Origin of the sequence: Bradyrhizobium sp. STM 3566, assembly GCF_045571445.1 — a bacterium.
In the GTDB taxonomy this organism is placed as follows: domain Bacteria; phylum Pseudomonadota; class Alphaproteobacteria; order Rhizobiales; family Xanthobacteraceae; genus Bradyrhizobium; species Bradyrhizobium vignae.
Genome location: NZ_CP120692.1, coordinates 2,179,962 through 2,205,505, shown reverse-complemented (window position 1 = coordinate 2,205,505; position 25,544 = coordinate 2,179,962). Strand labels below are relative to the sequence as shown.

The 25,544-nt window shown below is 61.2% G+C and carries 23 protein-coding genes and 2 tRNA genes; 5 read left to right on the top strand and 20 right to left on the bottom strand.

What is annotated here, in order from left to right; genetic code table 11:
* The first annotated feature begins 32 nt into the window (after window positions 1-32).
* A complete protein-coding gene (locus tag P6U27_RS10480) occupies window positions 33-2,111 on the top strand; it encodes a hypothetical protein (protein ID WP_407193997.1) in 2,079 nt (692 codons plus the stop codon).
* Between the two features lie 138 nt (window positions 2,112-2,249).
* On the top strand, window positions 2,250-3,716 hold the full coding sequence (locus P6U27_RS10475; RefSeq protein WP_407193996.1) for an exopolysaccharide biosynthesis polyprenyl glycosylphosphotransferase: 1,467 nt from the start codon (window positions 2,250-2,252) through the stop codon (window positions 3,714-3,716).
* Window positions 3,717-3,771: 55 nt separating this feature from the next.
* Here P6U27_RS10475 and P6U27_RS10470 read toward each other — a convergent pair whose 3' ends face one another.
* Entirely contained in the window at window positions 3,772-4,140 is a 369-nt protein-coding gene (locus P6U27_RS10470; RefSeq protein WP_122402100.1) for an H-NS family nucleoid-associated regulatory protein, read from the bottom strand.
* A 723-nt stretch (window positions 4,141-4,863) separates the two neighbouring features.
* Between P6U27_RS10470 and P6U27_RS10465 the strand changes: the two genes are divergently transcribed.
* Window positions 4,864-5,247 carry an H-NS family nucleoid-associated regulatory protein gene (locus P6U27_RS10465; RefSeq protein ID WP_122402099.1) on the top strand — a complete coding sequence of 128 codons (384 nt, stop codon included), beginning with the start codon at window positions 4,864-4,866 and terminating at the stop codon, window positions 5,245-5,247.
* Between the two features lie 130 nt (window positions 5,248-5,377).
* On the opposite strand, the gene P6U27_RS10460 is transcribed toward P6U27_RS10465, so the two are convergent.
* The 3 genes from P6U27_RS10460 to P6U27_RS10450 form a co-directional block, all read right to left on the bottom strand.
* Window positions 5,378-6,463: a nucleotidyltransferase family protein gene (locus P6U27_RS10460; protein ID WP_245163364.1), complete on the bottom strand. Its 1,086-nt coding sequence runs from the start codon at window positions 6,461-6,463 to the stop codon at window positions 5,378-5,380.
* Window positions 6,441-7,583 (bottom strand): PqqD family peptide modification chaperone, encoded by a 1,143-nt coding sequence (locus P6U27_RS10455; protein WP_407193995.1) that lies wholly within the window; start codon window positions 7,581-7,583, stop codon window positions 6,441-6,443. Before P6U27_RS10455 ends, P6U27_RS10460 begins: the two co-directional genes overlap by 23 nt.
* A 114-nt stretch (window positions 7,584-7,697) precedes the next feature.
* The gene (locus tag P6U27_RS10450) at window positions 7,698-7,943 is read right to left on the bottom strand and encodes a hypothetical protein (RefSeq protein WP_407193994.1); all 246 of its coding nucleotides are present in this window, start codon (window positions 7,941-7,943) and stop codon (window positions 7,698-7,700) included.
* A gap of 694 nt (window positions 7,944-8,637) precedes the next feature.
* Between P6U27_RS10450 and P6U27_RS10445 the strand changes: the two genes are divergently transcribed.
* The gene (locus tag P6U27_RS10445; protein ID WP_122402096.1) at window positions 8,638-8,853 is read left to right on the top strand and encodes a hypothetical protein; all 216 of its coding nucleotides are present in this window, start codon (window positions 8,638-8,640) and stop codon (window positions 8,851-8,853) included.
* Between the two features lie 428 nt (window positions 8,854-9,281).
* On the opposite strand, the gene P6U27_RS10440 is transcribed toward P6U27_RS10445, so the two are convergent.
* From P6U27_RS10440 to P6U27_RS10365, 16 genes are all read right to left on the bottom strand, one after another.
* Window positions 9,282-9,473 carry a hypothetical protein gene (locus tag P6U27_RS10440; protein ID WP_407193993.1) on the bottom strand — a complete coding sequence of 64 codons (192 nt, stop codon included), beginning with the start codon at window positions 9,471-9,473 and terminating at the stop codon, window positions 9,282-9,284.
* A 246-nt stretch (window positions 9,474-9,719) separates the two neighbouring features.
* Window positions 9,720-9,820: transfer RNA gene (locus tag P6U27_RS10435), tRNA-Ser, on the bottom strand.
* Between the two features lie 394 nt (window positions 9,821-10,214).
* Window positions 10,215-10,970: an amino acid ABC transporter ATP-binding protein gene (locus P6U27_RS10430; RefSeq protein WP_129145294.1), complete on the bottom strand. Its 756-nt coding sequence runs from the start codon at window positions 10,968-10,970 to the stop codon at window positions 10,215-10,217.
* Window positions 10,971-10,987: 17 nt separating this feature from the next.
* Window positions 10,988-11,764: an SDR family NAD(P)-dependent oxidoreductase gene (locus tag P6U27_RS10425; protein ID WP_407193992.1), complete on the bottom strand. Its 777-nt coding sequence runs from the start codon at window positions 11,762-11,764 to the stop codon at window positions 10,988-10,990.
* Window positions 11,761-12,759 carry an NAD-dependent epimerase/dehydratase family protein gene (locus P6U27_RS10420; RefSeq protein WP_407193991.1) on the bottom strand — a complete coding sequence of 333 codons (999 nt, stop codon included), beginning with the start codon at window positions 12,757-12,759 and terminating at the stop codon, window positions 11,761-11,763. The genes P6U27_RS10425 and P6U27_RS10420 overlap by 4 nt, the downstream gene beginning before the upstream one ends.
* Before the next feature lie 3 nt (window positions 12,760-12,762).
* Window positions 12,763-13,434, bottom strand: coding sequence for an amino acid ABC transporter permease (locus P6U27_RS10415; protein WP_122402092.1), 672 nt, complete (start codon window positions 13,432-13,434; stop codon window positions 12,763-12,765).
* 9 nt (window positions 13,435-13,443) lie between these two features.
* Window positions 13,444-14,115: an amino acid ABC transporter permease gene (locus P6U27_RS10410; RefSeq protein ID WP_407193990.1), complete on the bottom strand. Its 672-nt coding sequence runs from the start codon at window positions 14,113-14,115 to the stop codon at window positions 13,444-13,446.
* 56 nt (window positions 14,116-14,171) lie between these two features.
* Window positions 14,172-15,044 carry an ABC transporter substrate-binding protein gene (locus P6U27_RS10405; protein WP_209296602.1) on the bottom strand — a complete coding sequence of 291 codons (873 nt, stop codon included), beginning with the start codon at window positions 15,042-15,044 and terminating at the stop codon, window positions 14,172-14,174.
* Between the two features lie 20 nt (window positions 15,045-15,064).
* Entirely contained in the window at window positions 15,065-15,985 is a 921-nt protein-coding gene (locus P6U27_RS10400; protein ID WP_407193989.1) for an allantoinase PuuE, read from the bottom strand.
* A gap of 12 nt (window positions 15,986-15,997) precedes the next feature.
* Window positions 15,998-16,504 (bottom strand): ureidoglycolate lyase, encoded by a 507-nt coding sequence (locus P6U27_RS10395; protein WP_407193988.1) that lies wholly within the window; start codon window positions 16,502-16,504, stop codon window positions 15,998-16,000.
* A gap of 212 nt (window positions 16,505-16,716) precedes the next feature.
* Window positions 16,717-17,451 (bottom strand): GntR family transcriptional regulator, encoded by a 735-nt coding sequence (locus P6U27_RS10390; RefSeq protein ID WP_407193987.1) that lies wholly within the window; start codon window positions 17,449-17,451, stop codon window positions 16,717-16,719.
* A 517-nt stretch (window positions 17,452-17,968) separates the two neighbouring features.
* Window positions 17,969-18,044, bottom strand: a tRNA-Lys gene (locus P6U27_RS10385).
* 180 nt (window positions 18,045-18,224) lie between these two features.
* Window positions 18,225-18,833 carry a Spy/CpxP family protein refolding chaperone gene (locus P6U27_RS10380; RefSeq protein WP_209296604.1) on the bottom strand — a complete coding sequence of 203 codons (609 nt, stop codon included), beginning with the start codon at window positions 18,831-18,833 and terminating at the stop codon, window positions 18,225-18,227.
* A gap of 196 nt (window positions 18,834-19,029) precedes the next feature.
* Window positions 19,030-20,034 (bottom strand): TRAP transporter substrate-binding protein, encoded by a 1,005-nt coding sequence (locus tag P6U27_RS10375; protein WP_407193986.1) that lies wholly within the window; start codon window positions 20,032-20,034, stop codon window positions 19,030-19,032.
* Between the two features lie 223 nt (window positions 20,035-20,257).
* Window positions 20,258-21,820 (bottom strand): 2-isopropylmalate synthase, encoded by a 1,563-nt coding sequence (locus tag P6U27_RS10370; RefSeq protein ID WP_122402084.1) that lies wholly within the window; start codon window positions 21,818-21,820, stop codon window positions 20,258-20,260.
* 496 nt (window positions 21,821-22,316) lie between these two features.
* On the bottom strand, window positions 22,317-22,586 hold the full coding sequence (locus tag P6U27_RS10365; protein ID WP_407194433.1) for a hypothetical protein: 270 nt from the start codon (window positions 22,584-22,586) through the stop codon (window positions 22,317-22,319).
* Between the two features lie 202 nt (window positions 22,587-22,788).
* On the opposite strand from P6U27_RS10365, the gene P6U27_RS10360 reads away from it, so the two are divergent.
* Complete coding sequence (locus P6U27_RS10360; RefSeq protein ID WP_407193985.1) at window positions 22,789-25,467, top strand: TIR domain-containing protein; 2,679 nt, start codon at window positions 22,789-22,791, stop codon at window positions 25,465-25,467.
* Window positions 25,468-25,544: the final 77 nt, after the last annotated feature.

Here is a 25,544-nt window from a genome sequence, read left to right as displayed (position 1 = left end):
CGGACAAACGCCAAGCCCGAGAGGTGCGTCGCATGCTCGTCAGGTTCCTGATGGCGGCACTCCTGGTGTCCGTCGCCGTGGCTTTTGCAATGCCCGAGATCCCGCAAGCGCGAGCTCTATGCTCCGCTGTTCTCGCGATCGCGGTGCTGGCAACCGCAGTTTTCACCTCATCTTCCACAATCGCGCGCCTGGCACGACGGTTACGCCCCCTTCTCCTCGTCGTTCTCGTTGTACCGGCGATCTACATGACCCTCCAGCTCGCTCCAATTCCTATCCACGGCTTCGGCAATCCGATATGGGAAACCGCATCGGCGGCATTGAATGTCCCCCTTGCCGGACGGCTCACGGTGGACATCGGCGCAACCGCGCAGGCATTCCTGCATTACGGTACTACTATCGCCCTCGCGCTCATCGCGACCGTCGTCGCGCTGGACAAAGAGCGTGCGTGGCAACTCCTCGCCATGTTGGTCTCGGTCACGGCGATCGTCAGTGCGTGCTTGCTCGTGCGGCAGGCGGTAGGATCGGACGGTCTCTCGCCCGGCGATGCTCCGGTGCTGGCCGTAACCGGCGCAGTACCGGCAGTGCTGGGGCTGGTGCTGTCTGCAGCGATGCTGGCCCGTGCCTTCGAGGAGCGCCGCCGGGCCAAGCAACTCTCATTTCGGCTGGCGACCACCCTGTCGTTCGCGCTCCTGGCAGCGCTTCTCTGCCTGTCGGCGATCCTTGCCAGGGGAGACGGGACGAGAACTGCCATAGCTGCACTGCTCGGAGTGGGAATCGTTCTCGCCGCGTTCGCGATCCAGAACTGGTTCTATGGGATTTGGGGAATGGCGAGCGTGCTCGCCACGGCTGCAATTCTCTTTCTGGCGGCGTTCACCCTGCTGCCGGTGAGGCAGAATACCGATCTCACGATCGCCCTATCAGCACACAACCTGGCGGCGACTGAACGGATGTTGCAAGATGCCGGCCAGGCGGGGTCCGGCGCAGGAACGTACGCGGCACTGCTGCCGATCCATCGCGATATCGGCGCGCCGTTGTCGCGAGAGCGCCCCACGGCTGCCGCTGCCATCGCAATCGAAATGGGCCGCCCCTTTCTCTATGTCCTGTTGATGCTTGCGGTACTTGGCGCCGCGGCTTTGCTCAGATGTTCCCTGCGGCGAAGGCGTGACTACGTCTACGCGGCCGTCGGGTCCGGCGCTGCGGCTGCGCTGGCCCTGCTGGCCTTGGTCGAGGACGGTATTCTCCAGTTCGGCGCATCGCTGTTGGCTGCCGCGATGTTCGGACTGGCGGTTGCTCAAAGCCAAAGCGATGCAGCGACTGCGGCCTTGCCGTCGCAATCGACGCGGCTCGTAAGTGAGCCGGATAATCCCCGTCCGACATGTGCGCCAACACGCACATACGGGATTGCCAATGCATCGATGCGTATTGGATTGGGCTCCATCGCAGTGATTCTGATCGCGCAAACAGTCAGGCTGCTCGCCCAGCCGTCGTATCCGGGCCGTTTGCCGGTTGAAGCGGCACGCGAAGCCCTTCTAAGGGCGCTTCCGAGCTCGCCCCGCGGCGACGGCGATTTGCGTGCGGGGAGGCTGGCTCCTGCGTCGCAGCCCACCGCCAATGAAGCGGCAGCGTCACGGCCGGAGATCGGAGGCGGTCCGGCCGCGCCGATGGTATTGGCACGGGCACTGCAGTATTCGCCGCTACGAGGCGATCTTTGGCTCATGCTCGCGGCGCTCTCGAGGGAGCAGAGATCGGCCGACTATGACGTCGCGGCCTTGCTGAAGCTGTCGTACTACACAGCACCAAACGATTTGGCCTTACTTCCGCTACGGCTGACTGTCGCTCTCGGCGAGGTCTCGGTCGCAAGCGAGCCCGAGCTGCGTGAACTGGTGCAGCGTGACGTCAGGATTGCCCTGACCAAACAACCCAGTCTCCGCCCCGCTCTTATTGCCGCCTATCAATCGGCGTCGGCAGACGGGAAGGGCTTGGTGGACAATCTGATTTCGGAGTGGGATTCAGCCGCTCTTCAGAGCATGCGCAAGGAAATTCGGGCTCCTTCGCCCGGAACGGAACTTCCTCCGCCCAACAGACCACCCGGCCGCGGGACGGCGCGGTAACTTCCGACGTATTCCGCTCGCTGGACAGGCGACCGAGCATATGCGGCAGGGAGATACCGATATTTAAATAACGTTATTTTCGCTTGATACATTCAATAAATTAACAATAGATTAAATACTAATCCCGAGTGCCTCGCCATGAACTTCGTGAACCGACACCTTCCCGATCAGAATGATGCGGCTCGTGTCAGTCTCGAGCCGTCGGCATCCCGGCATAAATGGCCCCTGCGTTATGACCGGATCGAACACGTTGCGCTCTGTGCCGATATCGCGACGATTCTGTTTGCCAGCATCGTCTCCACGCTGCTGTACCGGCTCCAGAACGGGCAGACCGGGGGAGACTTCGGCAACGCATTTGGCTTGGCACTGGTGAGCGCAGCTTGTCTGGCGTCTGTGCTGAAGGCTCAAGGCCTTTATCGCCCGATTGAGCTCCTCGTGCTCAAGAACCAGGTTCGTGCCGTCTGCGTGACCTGGGCGTCACTGTTGCTCTTGATTTGGGCTGCGTACGGCTTTGCAATTCGCCCGGGCGCATCTCAGGAAGCAGGCCCACTCTTTGCCATCGTCGGCCTGGCGTTACTTGTGGCCGAGCGATGGGGGGTCAGGTCGCTGCTGATAAGGGGTCTGAGCGAAAGAAAATTCGCTAGCACCAATATCGTTCTAATCAGCGACCAACCGCTTTCGAAGAACGCCGGGCTGCCGGAGGCCCTGGCTATGCACGGATATTGCGTCAAGGGACGATTCAGCCTGCCGCCGATCGGCTTCGGGCCTGCCGGTCGAAAGCGGCTCACTTCTCGCGTGATCGACTATATTCGCAACGCTCCGCTCGACCAGGTGGTGGTCGAGGCCAGTCCCGAGCGATGGCCCGAGCTCCGGGCGCTGGTCGCCGATCTCCGGGTATTGCCGTTCCCGATCGTGTTCGTGCCCGTCGGCACGACATCCGAACTGCTTCGACATCCGACTCGGAGCCTTGGAAGCGCCGTTTGCGTTGAACTACAGCGCGGTCCCCTAAGCTCCCTCGAATGCGCGGCCAAGCGGATCATTGATGTTGTCGGCGCGGGGCTCGCGCTGGCGATATCTGCACCGCTGCTTGTGCTGGCTGCAGTCGCAATCAAGCTGGATTCTCCCGGCCCCGTATTCTTCCGACAGCAGCGCTGTGGCTTCAACGGCCGGACATTCTTGATCCGCAAATTCCGGACCATGCATGTGCTCGAGGACGGCAACGTGATCGCTCAGGCCACTCCTCTCGACCGACGCGTCACCCGCGTGGGCAAATGGCTGCGTCGGACGAGCTTCGATGAACTGCCGCAACTGCTCAATGTTCTCGAGGGCAGTATGTCACTGGTGGGCCCGCGTCCCCACGCCCTGGCCCACGACGGACAGTTTGACAAGCTCGTGCGAAACTACGCCTTTCGCCGCAAGGTCAGGCCGGGGCTGACGGGATGGGCCCAGGTCCACGGCTGCCGCGGCGCAACGCCCACCGCGCCCATGATCGAGGCACGTGTACAGTACGATCTCTGGTACATCGACAATTGGAGTCTTCAGCTGGATCTCGCAATCCTGTTGCGAACCCCCATGGAAGTATTGCGGGGGCGCAACGCCTACTAGCCTCGATCTCCGCGCGAAGCGCCGAGCTGCGCCAGTCCGCAGGCGCAGCTCGTTCTCACGCCCGCTGCCGAAGCTTCGGAGCCGCTTCTCCGATACGAAACTCCTCGATCCGACGGCCGGATTTCATCGCGGCCACCAACCAACGTGGGCGCTTGCCACGTCCTGACCAGGTTTCGGAAGTCTGCGGGTTACGATATTTCGGCAGTACGCGCGGATATTTGCGCCTCGGTTTGCCGCTCGGAGAGACGCCCGGCCCGTTTGCTTCGGCTAACACGGCCATCCCGCCGCCGAGAACCGCCAGACGCTTCTCCAGTTCCTGCTTTTCCGCCTTGATCCGATCCGACAAAATGCCGCTAATTTCTTCATGAAGCGACCATAGATCATCGATGGACATCGCTTCTAGTTCGAGCTTCTTGGTCGACATGCTAGCATCCTGTAGTTGCGCCCATTTAATATTGTCCCGGCCGAGTAATCAAGAACCCGACTGGGTCAGTCCCCAAAAAAATATGTGGAACCGAACAGCAGTTCGGTGCTCCACATAACTGCGTCGCCGGTTCCAATCAAGACTGAAAAAAGGATTATCCCGCTCAATTTAATAGCGGCCAAAGTAACAACACGCGTCCTACGGGCACCGAGGCCCCTTTTCAAACGAAGCACGGCTCATTGAACGAGGCGTGAGAGCCGTCTGCCGCGCCGCGCCCCCGGCGAGCATGACCGGCGCGCAAGACCGCCTTTCTTCGCTGATAATCCCGGCGAAATGCGGCCGTCAGCCCGCTGCAACCGCGAGCTTATGACTGCGATGTCCCTCAGAGCGAGCCGTCGCAGCTGGATTTGCAGCTTCAAAGCCTGGATGTCGGTCGATGCCGCCGAGGGAGCGACAAACCGACTGATCGCCGCCTGAAGACGCACCAGCGGGCAGTCGATAATGTCCGATGTTTCTTTTCGAGCCTGCAGCAAGGTTTTCTCGCCTTCGGTAAATCGATGAAAATAATCCTCGCAATATATATTAAATAATATATTATTTATTTATTATCGCGTCAATTTGAAAGACCAGCCTTGGTCCCGTCTGTTATTCGCCGCTCGAAAAGCCATATTCGGGGTGAGAGACAAGCAGGGAGGGCGTCGGTCCAACGGTGACGAGAATGCTATGCACAGGCAGGATCTCGAAGCCATGGATTTTGAAGAACTATGGCTCCTCCACGAGGAGCTAACAAAGATTCTTGCTGAAAAGATCACGGCCGAAAAGCGGGAGCTGGAAAAGCGCCTCGCGCAACTCAATCAACCGGATCAATTCGGTGGGCCGGAGGGCGGGGCGACGGGGACGGGCCCGAGCCAGCCGCCCCGGCGCAAATACCCGAAGGTCGTGCCGAAATACTTCAACCCCCTCAAACCGACCGAGACCTGGTCTGGGCGCGGCAAGCAGCCACGCTGGCTGGTCGCCGCGCTCCAATCAGGACACACCCTGGAGGAGTTCAGGATTCGCGAGAACGGCGAAGCGTCCAACCGGAATGCCGGCGGTCACGAGCATTGATGGCCCCCGCTGCAAATGCCGGCAGGCGCGAGATCGTTCGGCTCGACGGATCGGGAGCTACCAGCTGGCTCCGCACGCGGCGGATTGAAGACGTCGGCCCGGGGACGCGCCGACCGAAAGCGCTTGTGGTTTAGACCTTCCCTGCGCGCACCGCCACGGCCGCCTTCAACAGGAACTGCACGGTGCCCGCTCTCGGCAAGGACCATGGTCCACGCGGACGCGCGGCAGCTTGCTGGGCGCCACTTGCCGCTTTTCGGTAGTTTCCGAGATCCAGCACCATCATTGCGAGGAAGGGCAGGCGCGTGGCCGGAAAGCGTGCTTGCATCAACTGTCGCATGAACTGCAGCCGGGGAATCAGTCGGGAGCGCAGCGCTCGCGGAATCTCGACGCCAAGCAGCTCAGCAAGAGCGAGCAGCTGGGTTTCGACCGCGTTCCTCATCAATTCGCCCGGGACAAGTGAGGTAAGCTCCATCCAATCGAGGCCCCCGGCGGAATTGTTTAGATCGCGTAATTCGATCAGGTGCCGCAGGTCGAGGTCGCCGAGCCAGTAACCATAGTCTTGAAATTGGTCATGGATGATCAGCATGAGCGCCCGGTAGGCGGGCGTAGGGACATACACACGTCCCCGTCCCAGCGCCGCTGGGACGCAATGGTTCAGCGCATGCCCGAAGCTCCGGTAGAGGTACGCGGGACCTGGAGCTGCCTGCTGCAGGTCGATGGTCCCGACGTCCTGCAACCGATTCAACTCGACGTGCCATCTCTGGCTTTCGGGCGGGGTTTGATGCTCGATATGGTAGCCGATTGCGGAGAGAGCGGCGATTGCCGTTCCGGCTTCGTCCGGCATGACCATAATATCCAGATCGGACATCAGCCGAACGCCTCGCCGCTCTTCGGGCGCGGTCGCCAGTGTCGATGCCCCCTTGAGCATGATCGGCGTAATTCCCAGGCCGTTCATCGCGACGACGGTCTCTTCCAGTTGAGCGAGCAACCGATCGTTGCGCAGCACGTTTCGGCGGTGGATATGGCGAATATATGTGCAGACGTCCTGAGGCAGCACCGACGCGAACTTGTCGACAAAGTCGATGAGCGCCGGCGTCGTCAGGGTCTGATTTGCGAGCCCGATGACGGACGTCCACTCTACATCGGCGGGCGGCATGCCCCGCAAGCAATTGCAGAGGCTCGTGAGCGCGCCGCTATGCCTTGCCATTGCACCCATTGCACAATTCCATGAGCAAGCGCCGAGCCTCCACGGCCTCGCAGTAGGTGAGTTGAAGTGATCGCGCGCCCGCAACAATCCGCTTTAGAGCGAAAAAACCGGTCTGCGACAGTCTTCCGTCAGCGGCAAATGCGTTCTCGATGAGCCGCTTCATCGAATCCAACTGATCTATCGCAGTCAGTTCGGCCGGACCGCCCGCGACCCGGTTCAAGAAGATGATCCAGCCTGCGGAAACGCATTGGTCCTGCGCATCCGCAATGGGTAGGTACCGCACCCGAACGCCGTCCGAGCGGCAATGCGTCGCGTCGTACCGGTCGCCATGTAGTCGCGAGAGCAAGTCCCACGATCCTTCCTTGAGGGTGATCGCAAACGGGATTCCGCAGATCGTTCCGTCAGCGCCGACCAGCGCGACGTCATCGCCGGCGTAGCGAAATCCGGCGTCCACCAGCTGCAGTGTGAGGGTCGACTTTCCGGCTCCCGGTTGACCGCACAACAGCAGGCCCATGCCGTCTTTCACGAGGGAAGCGGCATGAAGGGAGAAGACCCAACGATTGCTTCGAATAAGCCGCTCGGTGACGTGAGCTTTGATTGTAGGAGCCAGTGCTTCGACGTCACATCTGGAGATGCTGGAATCCTCTGCGCGCAAGAGCACCTGCTCGTCCAGCATCATTGCCTCGATCGCGATGTCGCCGTCCCCACCCTGGTCCGACACACAAAATGGCGAAAGCAGCCGCCTCAAGAGGTCCCGATTTGCCGCTCGGACGCTTATTCTGTGCCGGCCTAGATTAGCCGAGAAGGCGAAATCGGTCGGCATTCGCCAATCGACTTCGAGCAACGCTCGATCGATCCAGACATTTACGACCTGTCGCGTGAACCGGCGTGCCGTGTGCTCGTCAATGCCGAGCTCCGCAAGCCCCTGATAGACGTCTTGCAGAGAGGCGCCTTGCGCCAACTTACACCAAATGAATGCCCCTACCCGGTCGAGTTCAAAGATCTTCTGCCCTGCCTCGCTGAACAGCATTGATCGACCGTCAAGCAGCGCAAACACTGCATCCGGGGCCGGTCTCAACACCATCTCTGCCGACGATCTTTCCAGCACGACTTCAACCAATGTGAACAAATCTGCCTCGCCCTGCACCGGCGAGGCGGCGACAGCGTCCGGGATGCGCTGTTTTGGCGGCGCCCGACAAACGGACGGCCTTCGCCTGCGCTTTCGAAATGACAATCCAGTCGGTCATGCCGCGAGCTGACCGTCCTCGCCCCTTTCTTGCGGAGAAATCTTCAACACCTGCTCTCCAAGAAGGCTCGCTTTCGCGATCAACCGATGAGCGTCCAAGAGGTACCGATAAGCTTCGCGATCGGCACTCCGCTCTCTCAGAATGCGCTCCTTCTCGCCAATGCTTACCAACTCCGCGCGCATCTGAGCCAATTGCGGTGTCTCCGAGGTGAGGTCGGGCCCGTTAAGAATTAATTCCCACATCGTCTCCTCCAGCCGAAGAAACTTGGACCAGTTTAGCTTACGTGATCGGCAGCAATTAACAACGAGATTTATATATTTAGATTACAATCAAAATTTGTTTCACATTTGAACCTCGCGCGACCATTCAATACCGCGCACAAACCGCAGCACGCACAGAACCGCCATCGAGGATAGGGCTGCTGAAGCCTAAGGGAGAGGCACTGATGGGTTCAGCAATGCATCGCGCCGCGCAAAAAAATAAATCTGCCGAGAGTCGCAAATCAGACCGACAGAGCAAATTTTAATTTGCACATTAAATGCAAACAGAGAATATTAACGAATTACGCAGTGGGGAGTGAAACGAGTGATGCGATTGGCCGATCCGTCCGTCGAGAGGAAGAAAATGGTTTCGTCGCGAGCGGACCATTCCGCACGAAGTCTCAGGCACTTCCACAAGACAATTGTCAGGGGCCTTCCAGAAGCTTTCGGTTGAGATCGCAGCACCATTCAGCGTTGCCGCACGAAGCCGGCGGCATCCCAAGAAATCGCCAAGCAGGAATCCGGTCGGTTGGAGAAGCGTCGTCACGAGCAAGCTGCCCTTTGCTCGAACAACGACCCCAGGTGCGATGCCCCCCCAAGTCACCCGCACCGACGAGAGCGCGCTCCAGCCGACCGGCCCTTTTACTCGACAAATACGTGTTTCAGGGAGGCTCGTATGGGCATGGTCATGGTCAAGTGTCCGCAAACCGGTCGCGCGATTCCCACCGGCATCAAATCCGATCGTGAGACTTTCCTGCGGAGCATCGTGTTCTTCGGCAATACTCGTTGTCCGATCTGTCAGGCCAATCACAACTGGTTCGCCCGCGAGGCCTGGGTCGAAGAGCCAATTGTCCGGACGGCGGAGATCCTTGGAGCGGCTCCCTCGTGCTGAGCCAAACGAAGAGCCCGTTTCAGAGAGGCGCCCAAATTCTCATTTTCCGATGCACGCATCTTGTTGCGACGCAGCAAGATAATGCGCGAAATTATTTCCGCGTATCGTCGTAAAGCGAACGGACGGCCCGAGCACCCATCGCTTAGACCTCATTGGCACGTCATCACAAATCCGAGCTTCCCGTCACGGATTCGACAAGGGCCTGTTTGGGGGTGTTTGTAGTGAGTAGTGGGGTTTGCAGCCTGGCAGTTCTGCGTCATACAACAATCGAGCTCGTTAGCCTGCTCGCTCAATTGCAGCGGCTCCGGGAGAAAGTTCGAAGGGCGGAAGCGCGGCGCGCCCGAGAAAGACGACGATCAGCGTCGGCGTCGCGCGCGCGAAGGCTCCGAGCAACGAGCTATCGCACGCGAGTGCGCCCGTGACAGCGATCACCTGCGAGCGTCATATTCTCCGTTGAGGGCGTCGGGATCGGCGATGTATTCGCGATACTCCTCAAAATTTTCGTCGAGCCGAATGGAGCGGCTGATGCCTGGCTGGTCCACCATCATGCTATTGATGGAGCCTTGGAGATCGGCAAGCCCATCGTCCTCTTTCAGATAGAGCTCGATAAGGCGTCCCACAGTGGCGCTCGTGACGAGAGGTTTCGAGAATCTTATCGCCCCCTTCCTTGCGGTGGCGCGCAAGGATTCGATTGCGGCGAGCCGGCACCTCGGCGGCCCGAGAGTACCGATAGCGCGCGAAATCTAATCCTTGAGTCCATTCCCAGATTGGCCAGAGTTTCCGCGGAGCCATTGCGTGACCCAAAGTGGCCGACGAACCGCAGGTCGCCAGAGGGACGTTGCAAGCTATTGAATTATCAGAAAATCTGGTGGGCGCACCAGGGCTCGAACCTGGGACCCGCTGATTAAGAGTCAGCCGCGGGGTGAGTACAATCAATGACTTATTGGTCGCACCACTGGGCTTATCCGGCCGAAGATGGGCATTCGTCGCACGATCATGGGCCTCGTTGCACTACCCATTGTCCGCGTGGTCAGGACATTTGTCCCGGAGAAACTTGGCATCTAGTTCGGGCTGCGCACTACTCGCGCTATCCAAGCGGAGACAGGACCAAAACACCTCGCGTCGCGAGGACGACCGTATTGAGAGGCGTCACGCAATTGTCTGTCGGGGTTCGAGACGGTGGAGCGCTTCCGCCTTTCCCCACATCCGCCAGACCTGCATCCAATCTTTCGCATGACGCTTAGCGGAACTTAGCTCTTCGCCCTTAGTGACATACGCAGAGCCACGAAGCTTGAGTCGAAGGAAGAAGCTGTTTCCATGGCAGGACAGCAGCAGCCATCGCGCTTCTTCCCACCTTGTGACTAGTGCATAATCTGCTTCAGGAATGCGCGCGTGCGCTGGTGCTTGGGATTCGAGAAGAACTCCTGAGGCAATCCCTCTTCGACAATGAGGCCGGCGTCCATGAACACCACCCGGTCCGCAACGGTGCGGGCAAATCCCATCTCGTGCGTCACGCATACCATGGTCATTCCCTCACGCGCGAGCGAAACCATGACGTCGAGCACCTCCTGGACCATCTCCGGATCCAGCGCTGACGTCGGTTCGTCGAACAGCATGATCTTCGGCTTCATGCAAAGTGCTCGCGCAATCGCGACGCGCTGCTGCTGTCCGCCGGACAGCTGGCTCGGATATTTGTCCGCATGCTCGGCGATCCGCACCCGCGCCAGAAACTGCCTCGCCGTTGCTTCGGCTTCCGGCTTGGGGATCTTGCGGATCTTGACCGGCGCGATCATCAGGTTCTGCAGCACAGTCAGATGTGGAAACAGGTTGAACTGCTGAAACACCATCCCGACATCGCGGCGGACCAGGTCAACGTTCTTGGTGGAGTGGTCAAGCTCCACCCCATTCACGATAATCCTTCCGTCCCGATGCTCCTCCAGCCGATTGATGCAGCGGATCATGGTCGACTTGCCGGAGCCGGAGGGACCACACACCACCACGCGCTCGCCCCGTGCCACGGAAAAATCGATCCCCTTCAACACCTGGGTCGCGCCGTACCATTTGCTGACACCCCGCAGATCGATTACGGGGGCTGCGGTTTCAGTATCGGGGGTCATCGATGTCTCCGTGCCTGTCATGCGGCCATCCAGCCGCCGTCGACGAGAATGTTCTCTCCGGTAATGAAGGTGGCTTCGTCGGAAGCCAGAAACAGCGCCGTGTTTGCCACATCGTCGGGCACGCCCAGGCGCGGCATCGGCGTCCGGCTGCTGGAATAGTCCATCCAGCGCGGCTCCGCCGCACGCCCCGGCTTGCCGGTCACGATTTTCCCAGGCGCAACGGCATTGCAGACAATATGATGCTTCGCATAGTCCGCCGCGATCTGCCGGGTGATGTAGACCACGCCGGACTTCGAAGTGCCGTAGGCGATATCCTCCGGGCAGGCGATCATGCCGTGCTGGGACGAGATATTGACGATCCGTCCGCGTACGCCGTTGTGTGCGTCCTGCCTCAGCATCGTCGCAACCGCTGCCTTGCTCATCAGGAAGACGCCGGTGAGATTGACCGCAAACGCCCGGTTCCACTCCGCGAGGCTGGTCTCGAGCAATGGCTTGCCGATGCCGATGGCCGCATTGTTCACCAGACCGTCGAGCCTGCCAAACTTCTCCACGGCGAGCGCGACCGCCTGACCTGTGTCGGTCTCGGAGGAGACGTCGGTGCGAATGAATTCCGCCTCGTAGCCGTCCGCCCGCAGCCGATCGATGGTCGGCACGCCGCCCTCGCGAACATCGGTGGTGACATCGGCGAGAACCAGCCGCGCGCCTTCGGCCGCAAACCGGCACGCGATGGCACGCCCAATTCCGGACGAGGCGCCGGTGATCACGATGGACTTGCCGAGTAACCGCCCCGTCATGACGTGCCTCCCGATGATGCAGCGCAATCGAGACCCATCCAGGACAGATAATCCGCAGCCGCAGCGTCCACGGGATAGGTAGGGTTGAACCCGGTGTCGCGCGCGAGACGCGCAATGCTCATCGGCGCGCGGTCAACAGGCAGATTGTAGATGATGCCGGCAGCCTCGCCCGGTTCGGCGCAGCGCCAACGGAAATCCGGAAAGCGGCTTGCCAGCGCGCGGCACCAGTCCTGCAGGTCTGACAGGCAACCGCCACCGACGTGATAGACTGCATGGCGCAGGGCCTCATTCATGGCGACTGCCGCGATACCGGCGGCGGCATCTCGCGAATAGATCCAGTCGGCACGCATCGCGCGCGGCAGCACCGCCTCGCGACCAGATTTGAGTGCCTGCAGGACCTGGTGATGCGGGCTGAGCGCATCGCGCACCTCGGTCGGCCATTCCCAGGGACCATAGACCGGGCCGAGCCGGACGATCCGCGTGTCACGGCCGTGGAGATGCGCGATCCTGATCGCTGCCTGTTCCGCCGCAAGCTTGCTGATACCGTAGAGTGCGGCGGGCGCCGGATGACTGATCTCCTCCTCAAAACAGCCTGAGGGGGCAGGTGCAGAAAACCCGTAGACGGCAACAGAGCTCACCACAACAATACGTCGAATTCCGCCGTGCGCGATCGCACGCTCCATCAAGTTGACGGTACCGCCGATGTTGATATCGACGATCCGGCGAGCGTCCTTGCGTTCGCGCTGCTCGTTCGGTGTCAGCGCAGCCGCGTGAACCACCCGGTCGATCGGCGCGGCAGCGAGCGCCGCGTCCAGATCGGCTTGGTCCGTGACATCGCCGCTGACATAGACTGCGCCCGCAAGCTCGGGCCGCGCCAGCCAGAGCGGCGGAGCCGCCGGCAGGTCGAACAGCACGACTCGCTGGCCTGCCGCCAGCAAACGTTCCGCCAGCGCAAGTCCGATGAATCCTGCACCACCCGTGATCAGCGTGGCCATGACTTAGCGTGCCACAAGGGCCTGCCGCTCCAGACGCGCGACCCAACGCGCGATCGGATACAGCAGGACGAAGAAGATCACCGCAGCCGCCATCAGCGGCGTCGGATTATAGGTCTGCTCCTGAGCGACACGCGCCGAGCGCAGAAGCTCGGGTAACGCTACCAGCGCACCGATCGAGGTGGTCTTGACCAGCTCCAATGAATTGCTGGCCAGCGGCGCCAGCACGTTGCGTACGGCCTGCGGCAGGACGATGTAGAGCACGACATGCAGCGGTTTGAAGCCCAGCGCGCGCGCCGCCTCGTACTGGCCGCGAGGAACGGACTCGATGCCCGCGCGAAATATCTCGCCATAGTAGCCGGAATTGTTGAGCACGATCGCGAGAACGGCGGCAGCAAATCCGCCCAGAGTCAACCCGAGGAACGGCAGGCCGTAGAACACCAGGATCAGCAGCACGACCACCGGAAACGCCCGGAAGACATCGATATGGACCAGTAGGGCGACATTCAGCCAGCGATGATGGAAGCTGTAGGCCACAGCGATAGACAGGCCCAGCAGGAGGCCGAGCGGCAGCGCCACCAGCGCCAGCGTGACGGTGTAAAGCAGGCCCTGCAGCAGCAGCGGATAGACCCGCATCAGCGCGTCGAAGTCGGCAAAATTGTCCAGCAGCGCTTGCATGGCCCTCTCTCATCGTCCCTGCGCTGATCGCCGCTCGATCCAGCGGCTGGCGACCACGAGCGGCAGAAAGAACAGCACGTAGAAGGCGGCGGCGAGCGTCAGTGGCGAGGGATTCGCGACCATCGCAGTTACGCTCTGCGCCTGCCCCAGCGTCTCCGGCAACGACACCGCAGTGCCCAGTGCGGTGCCCTTGCTGATCGAGATCGCCCGGTTGGTCAGAAGCGGCACCGACAGCCGGATGGCCTGAGGCAGGATGATCTCCAGCAACGTGCGCACCCGGCCAAACCCGAGAGCGCTCGCGGCATCCCACTGTCCACGGGGGACCGCCATGATGGCCGACCAGAATATCTCGGTGCTGAACGCCGATAGCACCATCGCCAGCGACAGCACCGTGGTCACGAACGGCGAGAGAGTGAGCCCCACATAGGGCAGGCCGAAATAGATGAACACGATGATGACGAGTTGCGGCAGCGTCCGCAGAACGTCCACGTAAACGACGATCAACGCATTCAAAAGCCGCAAATTGGCACAACGCAGCAGCGCCAGCAGCAGCCCCGTCGCGATGCCGAACAGGATAATCAGCAGCGCGACGGCGACCGTCACGCGAAAGCCCGCCAGCACGTTTGGAAACGCGAGTGCGATGACCTTCGGATTAAAATAGTACTCGAGAATGCGGTCCATCGGCTGTCACTATCGTGGCGGCCGGACCGCTCTTGCGATCCGGCTGTGGTGCCCCGCTACTTCTTGCAGGCCGGAACATGGGCGGCCGGCTCGAAGCCCTTGAAGCCGGGAGGCCCGTAGCCGAAATACACCGTCTCGATTGCCGAGCCGGCATCTGGAGTGGCCCCGTACCACTTCTCGTGCAGCTTGCGCAGCCGCCCGTCGAGTTTCATGCATTCGATCACGTCCTCGACCTTGTTGCGATACTCGGTGTCCTCCAGGCGGAACGCATAAGCGAAGTTGCGCCCGTTGAAGTCCTTGTAGCCAACCTTGATCGCCTTGTTCTGACTGGCGGCATACACGGTGGTGGGGATTTCGTTCAGCGCAGTGAACGCGCGCCGGGTCAGCACGGCCTGCACGCTATCCGGAAAGGTGTCGTAACGCTGCACCTCGAATCCGTATTTCTCGGCATTCGCCGTTGCCCAGGTGTCCGAGATGGTGCCGCGGTTCACCGCCACCGCCTTGCCCTTCAGGTCGTCAAAGCCCTTCATCTCGTCGGCGGCGCGAACCAGAAAGCCGTTTCCGGTGGTGAATAGCGGCTCGGTATAGAGCATCCGCTCGGAGCGCTCGGCTGTCAGGTTCAGCGGGTTGACCAGGAATTCGACCCGCTTGGCAAATAATGCCGCAAATAGCCCGGAGAAGTTGATATCCACGATCTCGACCTTCGGACGGCCGAGTTCCTTGCCGATCTCGTTGATCAGATCCACGCCGAAGCCTTCAGGACCGCTCGTGCCTCGCACCATCCATGGCGCGACACCGAAATCGGACGCGACGACCAGCGGCTTGTCGGAGGGGTGATCCGCCTCCTGGGCATGAGCCTGAATCCCGCCCCCGACCTGGGCGCCGGCCATGATCAGCGCGATTGCAAGAAGCTTCGATCGGAGCGTCATCGGTCGGGTCCTTCCATGGGTCAAGACTTTCGGGATTGTGCGGGATGGGTGGCAATCCAATGCCGGGCAATGTCGACGCGTCGGCACACCCACACCGCGTCATGCGTGGCAACGTAGTCAAGAAAACGCGCGAAGCCCGCAGCCCGGCCCGGATGACCGACGATCCGGGTGTGCAGGCCCACCGACATCATCTTCGGCGCGGTCGCGCCTTCAGCATGGAGCATGTCGAAGGCATCCTTCAGGTAGACGAAGAAATCGTCAGCGGTCGTCATCGCGCCACGGATGAACTTGGCATCGTTGTTGACCAGACCATAGGGGACAACCAGGTGCGGCTTGCCGAGGACCGTCGTCCAGTACGGCAACTCGTCATTGTAGGCGTCGGAATCATAGAGGAAGCCTCCTTCCTCGACCACCAGTCGGCGTGTATTCACGCCGGCGCCGTAGCGGCAATACCAGCCGAGAGGCCGCTCGCCCGTCGTCCGCGTAAGGCTCGCAACCGTCTTTCTGATCCGCTCGCGCTCCTCATCCTCGCCAAGACGTTGATGCCGCTCCCAGCGCCAGCCATGGGCGCAGACATCGTATCCAAGCTCGCCGATGGCCGCGGCCGCTTCCGGATTGCGCTCCAGCGCAAGGGCGCACCCCATGATGGTGGCCGTCATGCCGCGCTCGGAGAGTAACCGGATCAGCCGCCAGAAACCGACGCGACTGCCATACTCGAACATCGATTCCGCAGCGAGATCGCGCCCTTCAAAGCCTCCGCCGCCGCCCTCCGTCAGCGCCGCCTCGGTGACGCCGTCGCCATCGGCAAAGGAAGCCTCCGATCCTTCTTCGTAATTGACGCAGATGTTGAGCGCGATGCGAGCGCCGCCGGGCCATTTCGGATCCGGCGGGTTGCGTCCATAGCCGATAAAATCGCGATTCTGGTCGGCTTGCGCGGTCATGACCGTTACCTTCTACGAAGTTGCCGGCGGCATAACGAGGGTCACGGTGGCATCGAGACCGAAGAAAACGTCATCGTTCTGCCGGCCCGTCACCCCCATCGCCACCGCGAATTCCATGGGCGCGTCAAGCACGGTCATCGGATGATGCCACACATTGCGCGCGTAGGTGACGATCTGGTCGGGACCGGCGATGAATCCGCGCAGAGTCGGCAGATCAGGGTCTCCGTCCGATGTCGCAGCGCAGACGACGGCGAGATAGCGCGCGGAACCGAGCGGCACGAAGGTCTGGGCCGAATAGGGGTGCCGCTCCAGCGTGGTCGCCCGCAACGGGAGCTCTCCGAGTGCGGCCGCGCCGCTAATCCAGAGCGAGAATGATTGCGCCTCGTCCGCACAGTTCAGCATGGTCGGAAGGTAACGCCGCCGCTCACCAGTCGGGCGCGAGACCACGTCACCGAAGGGAGCGAAGGCTTCGGCGGACAGCGGCTCGAGCGAAACTGTGTACGAAGGAGAAGCGATCATTAAGGCTCCAGCCCAGGAAACGATGCAAATAGCACCGCGCGAAGTTCATTATACCAGTGGGATACCATTGGAGCTCGGAGGTACCACCTTGTCAAGGGCGCGAGCCGTGACCTTCTGCCCACATGAGCAGCAATCGGAAGTGAAAATTCAGGCAGAATGCGGCGCGCCCCGAACAGGCCTGGGCCGTTCGGGAAACCTTTCAGTGACGGCGATCAGCCGTGGCTCTCGGGTAAAAATATCCCGAATGTTTCCAGCATGCCCTGACGGACATTGGTGAGATGCTGGATCATCGCGTGGCGCGCCACCGCTGCGTCTCGCTTGATGATGGCATCAACAATCGCGAGGTGTTCACGACACGCGGGCAACAGCCGTTCGGGACGCCGCTCCACATTGCACATCCTGATCTTGCGGCGGGTCTCTCCGATGAGGGTGGCAAGAGAGCGGTTGCCGCAATGATTGGCGATCTGGTCGTGAATCTCGTCATCCAGCGTCCAGTGCTTGGTCTTGGTGATCACGGCTGTGGACAGGATCTTCTCCAGGCTGGCCTTGATCGGCTGCAGGACATCGAGGCTGATGCGGGTTGCAGCAAGCGAGGCCGCCTCGCTTTCGAGAATGAGCCGTAGATGAATTAATTCGAGCAACTCGGCGATACCGATATTGCGCACGATGACCGAGCCATTCGAAAGCTGTTCCAACCTGCCCTCGCCCAGCAGACGGCTGATTCCGGCACGTAGCGGAGTACGCGACACCTTGAGGCGCAGCGCAAGCCGGCGCTCCTCGATGACCTCGCCCGGTCCAAGTTGCCGCGATTCAATCAGATCCAGGAGCTTTCGATAGGTCGCCTCGGTGACGCTGCCGTTCGGCCGAGGGCGCTTCGGTGCCTCTACTGCCGTTGCGCGCGAAGAGGTTGTCGCGGATAAGCGTTTGCGCGCAGTCGATTTGGTCACGTTCGATCCTCGGGCCGCCGTTCGCCAGTAGCAGTTGATAATCGTGCTACCGCGGCTTGTCGAGATACCTCGCCGATAAGCCGAGTGTATCCGATTGGGATACCGCTGGTCGGCCGATTTCGCCATGACGCCTGGGAGCGCCGCCACGATCAAGTGCACAAAATCGGAGAAGATCGTAATTTGGCGTGGGGAATCGTGGCCCGTGGTAGCGAGGGAGCGAATCGCACGCCCGCCCCGAACAATCCGGTTCTGGTTTTGCAGCAAGCGATACCCTGCTGCGACGGCCAGAACAGATCGTCCGTTTTGCTCACCGAAATATCCAATTCTGCGACGAGCACGTAGTCGCCCTGCCCGATCGGATCTGTCCGCTGTATCGAATAGGGTAAAGATACGGAAGAAAGGGGAAGCTCGCGCAGCAATCTGGCCGTACGGCGTCCGACCACAAAAGACGTCCCACGGGACGCGCTTTGTTCTAGCGCCGGAAATGAAAAAGCCCTGCATCAACAGGGCCTTGGAATGGTGGGCGCACCAGGGCTCGAACCTGGGACCCGCTGATTAAGAGTCAGCTGCTCTACCAACTGAGCTATGCGCCCGAAAGGCGGTCAATGCCTTGCGAGGCCGGTCGTTTAGCAAAGCGATCCGGGGATGGCAAGCGATCGGGCGCAAGTTTTCCAAGGGGTTCAACAAGGCTTCGTCCGCAGCTCCGGAAATGCGAAAAGCCGCTGGATTCCAGCGGCTTCGCCAGGAGTAACGGACACAGAAACCGGCCCCGCTCAGAGCCGGCCCTCGCGGTCCCGCCCCTCGCCGCCGTCGCGGTCGAACCGGTCACGATGGAAGTGCTCCATGCCCCTTTCCATCATCCGGTCCATGCCCCGTTCCATGAAGTGCCGGGGCGGGCCATCCTCCCCGCCGCCGAATGGGCCGCGGTGACGGGTCAGCACGGCGAGGCGCCGTTTCTGGCCCTCGTCCAGGCTCTTGTAGAGCGGATCGGCGGCATCGGCGATCTTCTTCAGGGCGGCGGAACTGGCGCCCATGTCCTCGGCGCGCTGGCGCAGACGGGCAATCGGATCGTCCGGCCTGTCGGTATCCCTCGACGTGTCACCTGGGCCGGCATTCATCCGCGCATTGGCGCGATCGATCCGCAGTTTGGCGAAGTCGCGCACCGCGGCCTCGACCGGCGGCCACAGCTTCTCCTGGTCGGCGTTGAGCCTCAAGCCGGCATGGACGGCGGCAATCCGCGCATCGACGAAGGCGGCGCGGTCCTCGGGGTTCATGCGCATGTGGCGGACGTGCTCCATCCACGGGCGATGATATTGGGCATAGACCGCGCCCGAGCCGGCAATGCTGAGCACGGCGATGGCGGCGATGGTGAACTTCTTCATCCGGACCTCCTCTGGAAGGATGCCCGCGAGGATGAGCGCGAGGAGGCTCACGCGCAACTTACAACTTGGACAGGGAGCGCGTTTCTAGGCAGATGCAACGGCCGTGAATGTCCGTTCAGATGCCAACTGAAATGATTTGCAACACAACGGGCTTCCGTGCGGTGCGCGGAAGCCCTTCGTTGATCGTCTGTTCAGGTCAGTTCGTCGTGCTCTTGGATTCCTTCAGGAACTCGTCGATCAGCCCCTGGCCGACGCGGCCCGCGGCATCCTTATAGACCGGCTCCATCGCCTTGCGCATCGCTTCGTCCTGATCGGCGGTGAGCTTGATGATCTCGCTCTTGCCGCTCTTCTTGATCTCGGCCAGCGCGCCGTCGTTCTCCTTCTGCGACTGCGCGTTGTTGAAGTCGGTCGCTTCCTTCATCGCCTTGGACAGCTGGTCGCGGATGTCGGCCGGCAGATCGTCCCAGAACTTCTTGTTCACGATCACGACGTAGCCGATGTAGCCGTGATTGGTCTCGGTGATGTACTTCTGCACCTCGTGCATCTTCTGGGTATAGATGTTCGACCAGGTGTTCTCCTGGCCGTCGACCACGCCGGTCTGGAGCGCCTGATAGACTTCCGAGAACGCCATCACCTGCGGCAGAGAGCCGAGCGCCTTGAACTGGGCCTGCAGCACACGCGAGGACTGGATGCGGAATTTGACGCCCTGGTAGTCGGCCGGCGTGATCAGCTTCTTGTTGGCGCTCATCTGCTTGAAGCCGTTGTCCCAATAGGCGAGGCCGGTGATGCCCTTGGGTTCGAGCAGCTTGAGCAGCTTTGCTCCGAGCGGTCCTTCCGTCACCTTCCGCAGCGTCTTCAGGTCGGGCAGGATGTAGGGCAGATCGAACACCTCGAACTCGCGGATGCCGAGCGGACCGAACTTGGAGTTGGACGGTGCCAGCATCTGCACACTGCCGAGCTGCAGCGCCTCGAGCTCTTCCTTGTCCTTGTAGAGCGTCGAGTTCGGGTAGACCTCGACCTTGACCTTGCCGCCGGTGTATTTCTCGGCGAGCTCCTTGAATTTCTCCGCGCCCTTGCCCTTCGGCGTGTCGGTGGCGACGACGTGACTGAATTTGATGATGATCGGCGATTGCGCCAGTGCCGGCCCGGTCAAACCGAGGGCCAGGACCGCGATGGACGCGGCGATCGCGAAGGTGCGCATAGTCTCTCCCTGTTGTTTTTTGGGCCGCCCGGCGCATAGGCGGCCAATCTTGCTCCGGCTGCATCAATAGCGGCTGGGAGATGGAGCCGCTATTGGCCCTTAGCAGGGCAGCTATTCGCCGCCACAATCGGCGTCATTCCGGGATGGTCCGAAGGACCAGACCCGGAATCTCGAGATTCCGGGGTCGCCTTCGAGGCGCCCCGGAATGACACGCTGACGCGCCTCAGCTCGCCGCGGCCGTCGTCACCGTATCGCGCTGGCGCTTCATGACGATCTTGTTGAGCGCGCCGAGATAGGCCTTGGCCGAGGCCACCAGCGTATCCGGATCCGCCGCGCGCGCCGTCATCGAGCGACCGTCCTGCGACAGCCGCACCGAGACTTCCGCCTGGGCGTCGGTGCCTTCGGTGACGGCGTGGACCTGGTACAGCTCGAGCTTGGCCTCGTGCGGCACCAGGCGCTTGATGCAGTTGAACACCGCGTCCACCGGACCGTTGCCCTCGGCTTCCTCGATCCTGATCTGGCCATCGACGTCGAGCTTCATGGTGGCGCGCTGCGGACCATGGGTGCCCGCGATCACCGTCAGCGAGGTCAGCTTGATGCGGTCGTGCGATGCCGCCATCTCCTCGTCCACCAGCGCCTCGATGTCCTCGTCGTAAATGTCCTTCTTGCGGTCGGCGAGCGCCTTCATCCTGTTGAACGCGTCTTCCAGCTGGTTCGGACCGAGCTTGTAGCCCATCTCCTCCAGCTTGTGCACGAAGGCATGGCGGCCGGAATGCTTGCCGAGCACCAGCGAGGACTGCTTCAGGCCGACCATCTCGGGGCGCATGATCTCGTAGGTGGAAGCGTCCTTCAGCACGCCGTCCTGATGGATGCCGCTCTCATGCGCGAAGGCATTCCGGCCCACGATGGCCTTGTTGTACTGGACCGGAAACGAGGTCGCCGCCGACACCAGCTTCGAGGCGCGGGTGAGCTGGGTGGTGTCGATCTTGTTCCAGTAGGGGAATTTGTCGTTACGGACGTTGATCGCCATCACGATCTCTTCGAGCGCAGCGTTGCCGGCGCGCTCGCCGATGCCGTTGATGGTGCACTCGACCTGGCGCGCACCGCCGACGATGCCGGCCAGCGAGTTCGCCACCGCCATGCCGAGGTCGTTATGGCAGTGCACGGAGAACACGGCCTTGTCCGAATTCGGCACGCGCTCGATCAGCGTCTTCATGAAGTGGGTGTATTCCTCCGGCACCGTGTAGCCGACGGTGTCGGGGATGTTCACTGTGGTGGCGCCGGCCTTGATCACGGCCTCGACGATGCGGCACAAAAAGTCCATCTCGCTGCGGGTGCCGTCCTCGGCGGACCATTCGACGTCGTCGATCTGGTTGCGGGCGCGCGCGACCATGGCGACCGAGGTCTCGATCACCTGCTCCGGGGTCTTGTTCAGCTTCACCCGCATATGCAACGGTGAGGTCGCGATCACGGTGTGGACGCGGCCGCGTTTTGCAAATTTCACCGCCTCGGCGCAGCGGTCGATATCGGCCGGATGCGCGCGCGACAGCCCGGCGATCACCGAATTCTTGGAGCGGCGGGCGATTTCGCTGACCGCCTGGAAGTCGCCTTCGGAGGTGATCGGAAAGCCGGCCTCGATGACGTCGACGCCCATATCGTCCAGCAATTCGGCAACTTCGAGCTTCTCCTCGAAGGTCATGGTGGCACCGGGGCACTGCTCGCCGTCGCGCAGCGTGGTGTCGAAAATGATGACGCGGTCCTTCTCGGACTTGTTCTGGGTGGCCATTCCTAAATTTCCTTTTGAGCGTTTGCACCGTTCAGACCGGTTTGGTCCCTTGGCGCTTGAGGTGTCCGGTGATCTCGACCAACCCCTGAGCGCCCAGGCGCGTGGCGCCCAGCCGGCCCTCAGGGGCAAGTAAGAAGAAGGCCGCCAATAAGGAGGGTGGGCAGCGACGCGGCCGGGATCGTGGCGGCGGCCAGAGCCACCTCCCCCGCAATCCCATCGATTTGGCCGCGAATCAGCATTGCCGGACCCTTTTGAGCCACAAATCCTCGGCCAAAACCGTTGACGGTTGGTTGCCAGGGGGCTCAGTGCGTTCCGTTTCTAGACGAGAAATGGCTGCAACTGCAACGCCAAAAGATGGTCAGCATACGTGGCCTAATGGGTCGATGATAGCCGCACGGAGGGCCTCGCCCGCATGGGAGCGAAGCGCGATGCGGGAGCATTGTCCTGGATTTTGCTTGCCGCTCCATCCAGGCTGCCAGATTTGCGAGGGAGACGCCTATCCCGTGCCGGTGCGGCGGGCGCGGGCCCTGCTTTCCCAGCGGTTCAGCATCTGGCCGAGCTCGCTGGTGACCGCGGGTGCAGCCGTCCTGGCGTTCGTGATCTCGTTGGTGTTGGCCGGTGCGTTGGCTGAGAGCCAATCGGGCTCCGTGTACTCGCGCCAGCGGCGCGCCTCCGCCCGCCTTTTCCGGGAGACGTGATCCCGCGTGAAATAGCCCGCCGCAAATGCGATCGCGAGAAGGATGACCAAGACGACAACCTGCACAATGAGCTCCGGCTTTATCCCCGTTCAGCGCCCTCCAACCCCAACGCATTCGAAGGTGACGAAATTGCGACCCACGATCGCGCAGCGGTTTTGATTCCGCCCCTCGCAACCGACACCGGACCAGACTAACCTTCCGCTGCGGCCGGGCATGCGCGGGTGACCTGGAAAAGTCCTCCGCGGAACGAGGACCGTAAGGCTGGGATGAATGGGGAATATCTTCATCAGTCACTCGAGCAGCGATGTTGACCGGGCCAGGGAGGTTTTGGACTGGCTGACAGCGAATGGCTGGGACGATGTCTTTCTCGATCTTGACCCAGAACGTGGCATCGGGGCTGGCCAGCGTTGGAAAGATGCGCTTCAGAAGGCTGCGCAGAGGTGCGAGGTGGTGCTTGCGCTCATCTCCAACGAATGGCTTGCCTCGCGTTGGTGCCGGGCGGAGATCGACACCGCCCGTCTGATGGGTAAGAAGATTATCATCGCTCTGATCGGGGCCGACAAGTCGGACGTGCCGCTCGACCTCACCGACGAGCAATGGGTCGATCTCAATGCTGGTGCTCATGAATACAAGCGCCTGGCGCTAGGGTTAAAGCTTGCTGGGCTCGATCCATCGACTTTCGAGCTTCAGCCCGGACGCCGCCCTTATCCCGGGTTTGCGTATTTTGATGAGCAGGATGCGGCGATCTTCTTCGGGCGCGATGGGCAGATCGTGCGCGCGCTCGACAGAATGCGTGTCATTGCGCGGGTCGGTGTCGATCGCATGCTCGTGATTCTCGGAGCATCGGGATCAGGAAAGTCGTCGTTTCTGCGTGCTGGACTTCTGCCGCGCCTCAATCGAGACGACCGGACCTGGTTGCCGCTTCCTACGATCCGACCGGAGCGCGCCGCTATCTCGGGCGATTTCGGACTTGCACAGGCCCTCCTGAGCAAGATCAGCGAGGAACGATTTGCCGGAGAATTCCGCAAGCGCGGCCTGCCGCGCAGCCGCGCCGCTATTCAGGAATTCATCGAGACGGACGAAGCCGGTCTTCTCAAGCTTTTTGACGCATTGCGGGACATCGCGCATCAACCTGATTTGTATGGCACGAACGCGTTGCCACCGACCATCATTCTCGCCATTGATCAAGGTGAGGAGCTGTTTGGAGAGGATGGCCGCGCGGAAGCCAAGCGCTTCATCGATATCCTGACCCGAACGCTGACGTCCGATTCCGCTCATGCCTTAGCGCTGGTCGCCATGCGCTCGGACGCACTTCCCCGCCTGCAGGCGGAGGCGAAGTTCGCCGAGTTTCCGAAGGACACTTTTCCTCTGGAAGCCATGTTGGAGAGCTCATACCGCGCGGTGATCGAAGGGCCAGCAAGGCTGCTCGAGCCAAAGCCCCTCAAGCTTGATCCGAGGCTGACCGATGAATTGCTGAGGGACGTGTCCGGCCAGGATGCGCTGCCGCTTCTCGCTTTCACGCTTGCGCACCTTTACGAAAATTACAGCGCCGACAACGAACTCAATCTGGTCGATTACGAAAGGCTCGGCCACCTCAGGGGCGTCATAGCAACGGTTGTGAAGGGAGCCTTTGCCGACGGAGTCGCAAGGGGTGAACTACCGACGGACGAGAACGATCAATTGATGCTGTGGCGGGAGGCCTTCATACCTCATCTGGTGCAGGTCAACGACGCGGGGCAGTTCGTCCGACGCGTGGCCAAACGAGACGATCTTCCGCCCAGGACGTTGCCCCTCATCGATCGGTTTGCAGAACGCCGCTTGCTGATCAGGGATCGACGGACGGATGCGGGAGCCGAGGTCGAAGTGATCGAGGTCGCACACGAAGCGCTCCTGCGACAGCCGCCGCTCAGTAAATTGCTGGCAGAAGACCGGGAGTTCATGATTTGGCGGCAGCGGCTGGGTCGCATGTTCGAACTATTCACAGCCAATGAGAGGGGCCTGTTGGTCGGCCGCGAACTTCAGCGGGCCCGGGAATGGCTGCAAGCGCGTCCAGACGCAAATTTGCCGGCACCAGAGCGAGCATTCATTGCCGACAGTATCACCGAGTCCGAAAAACAATTGGCTGCGCAGGCAGAGCGAGAACGGAGAGATCAGGAAGACCAGCTCGAGAAGGCGCAGGCACGCACGCGACTGCGCCGCCAAGGCATCGCATTGGCGGTGGCAGCGCTTCTCGTGCTCGTCGTCGGCGGAGGCTGGATGTATGCCTATGTCCAACAACGCGAAGCCAATGCACAGCGAACCCTCGCGGAAAATGCCAGGGCTGACGCGGAGAGGCAAAGGGCACTTGCGGACCAACAAAGGATCATCGCGGAGCGCCTCGCGGCACAAAATGCCGTGCTGCTCGAAATGCTTCAGCTCTTCGTGACCAGCTCAATTCCGCCAGAAATGGAGGCTCAGGTCGAAAGCGCAACTAAAACGCTATTGGCTGGGCGCAAGCGATATGAAGATGTCGGCAATAAGCTGAACGTGCCTTGGTATTTTATAGGCATCTTGCATGGTGTTGAGAGTAGTTTCGACTTCGGAAGACACCTGCACAACGGAGATCCACTGACTGCGAGAACGGTACATGTGCCCGTAGGCCGCCCGCGCAGCGGCAATCCACCTTTTTCATGGGAGGAAAGTGCGACTGACTATCTTGAGCTGGGCGGATTCACGAAGTCGACCAGTTGGGGGCTGGGCGAAATGCTGTACCAGTTGGAAAAAAGCAACGGCCTCGGCTACCGCAAACATAAAATCAATTCACCATTTCTCTGGGCGTGCACGAATCACTACACCAAGGGAAAGTTCGTGGGCGATCACGTTTTCGATCCTGAAGCGGCCGTCAAGTACTGCGGCGCCGCGCCCATTCTCAAGAAACTGGTCGAACAGGGGCTGGTGAAGTTCGACTGATCTGTCCGTTCGTGATCGAAGCAAGCGTAGTATGGGCTCGCGCCACGGCTCCCGGATGGTGGACCACGCGTCCGGCG

Bases quoted from the DNA above. Each gene is read 5' to 3' on its own strand.
- P6U27_RS10475 (WP_407193996.1), top strand. From the start codon at position 2,250: ATGAACTTCGTGAACCGACACCTTCCCGATCAGAATGATGCGGCTCGT.
- P6U27_RS10460 (WP_245163364.1), bottom strand. From the start codon at position 6,463: ATGGGTGCAATGGCAAGGCATAGCGGCGCGCTCACGAGCCTCTGCAAT.
- P6U27_RS10470 (WP_122402100.1), bottom strand. From the start codon at position 4,140: ATGTCGACCAAGAAGCTCGAACTAGAAGCGATGTCCATCGATGATCTA.
- P6U27_RS10415 (WP_122402092.1), bottom strand. From the start codon at position 13,434: ATGCAAGCGCTGCTGGACAATTTTGCCGACTTCGACGCGCTGATGCGG.
- P6U27_RS10420 (WP_407193991.1), bottom strand. From the start codon at position 12,759: ATGGCCACGCTGATCACGGGTGGTGCAGGATTCATCGGACTTGCGCTG.
- P6U27_RS10395 (WP_407193988.1), bottom strand. From the start codon at position 16,504: ATGATCGCTTCTCCTTCGTACACAGTTTCGCTCGAGCCGCTGTCCGCC.
- P6U27_RS10375 (WP_407193986.1), bottom strand. From the start codon at position 20,034: ATGCGCACCTTCGCGATCGCCGCGTCCATCGCGGTCCTGGCCCTCGGT.
- P6U27_RS10465 (WP_122402099.1), top strand. From the start codon at position 4,864: ATGCACAGGCAGGATCTCGAAGCCATGGATTTTGAAGAACTATGGCTC.
- P6U27_RS10410 (WP_407193990.1), bottom strand. From the start codon at position 14,115: ATGGACCGCATTCTCGAGTACTATTTTAATCCGAAGGTCATCGCACTC.
- P6U27_RS10430 (WP_129145294.1), bottom strand. From the start codon at position 10,970: ATGACCCCCGATACTGAAACCGCAGCCCCCGTAATCGATCTGCGGGGT.
- P6U27_RS10360 (WP_407193985.1), top strand. From the start codon at position 22,789: ATGGGGAATATCTTCATCAGTCACTCGAGCAGCGATGTTGACCGGGCC.
- P6U27_RS10405 (WP_209296602.1), bottom strand. From the start codon at position 15,044: ATGACGCTCCGATCGAAGCTTCTTGCAATCGCGCTGATCATGGCCGGC.
- P6U27_RS10450 (WP_407193994.1), bottom strand. From the start codon at position 7,943: ATGTGGGAATTAATTCTTAACGGGCCCGACCTCACCTCGGAGACACCG.
- P6U27_RS10370 (WP_122402084.1), bottom strand. From the start codon at position 21,820: ATGGCCACCCAGAACAAGTCCGAGAAGGACCGCGTCATCATTTTCGAC.
- P6U27_RS10400 (WP_407193989.1), bottom strand. From the start codon at position 15,985: ATGACCGCGCAAGCCGACCAGAATCGCGATTTTATCGGCTATGGACGC.
- P6U27_RS10480 (WP_407193997.1), top strand. From the start codon at position 33: ATGCTCGTCAGGTTCCTGATGGCGGCACTCCTGGTGTCCGTCGCCGTG.
- P6U27_RS10380 (WP_209296604.1), bottom strand. From the start codon at position 18,833: ATGAAGAAGTTCACCATCGCCGCCATCGCCGTGCTCAGCATTGCCGGC.
- P6U27_RS10425 (WP_407193992.1), bottom strand. From the start codon at position 11,764: ATGACGGGGCGGTTACTCGGCAAGTCCATCGTGATCACCGGCGCCTCG.
- P6U27_RS10445 (WP_122402096.1), top strand. From the start codon at position 8,638: ATGGGCATGGTCATGGTCAAGTGTCCGCAAACCGGTCGCGCGATTCCC.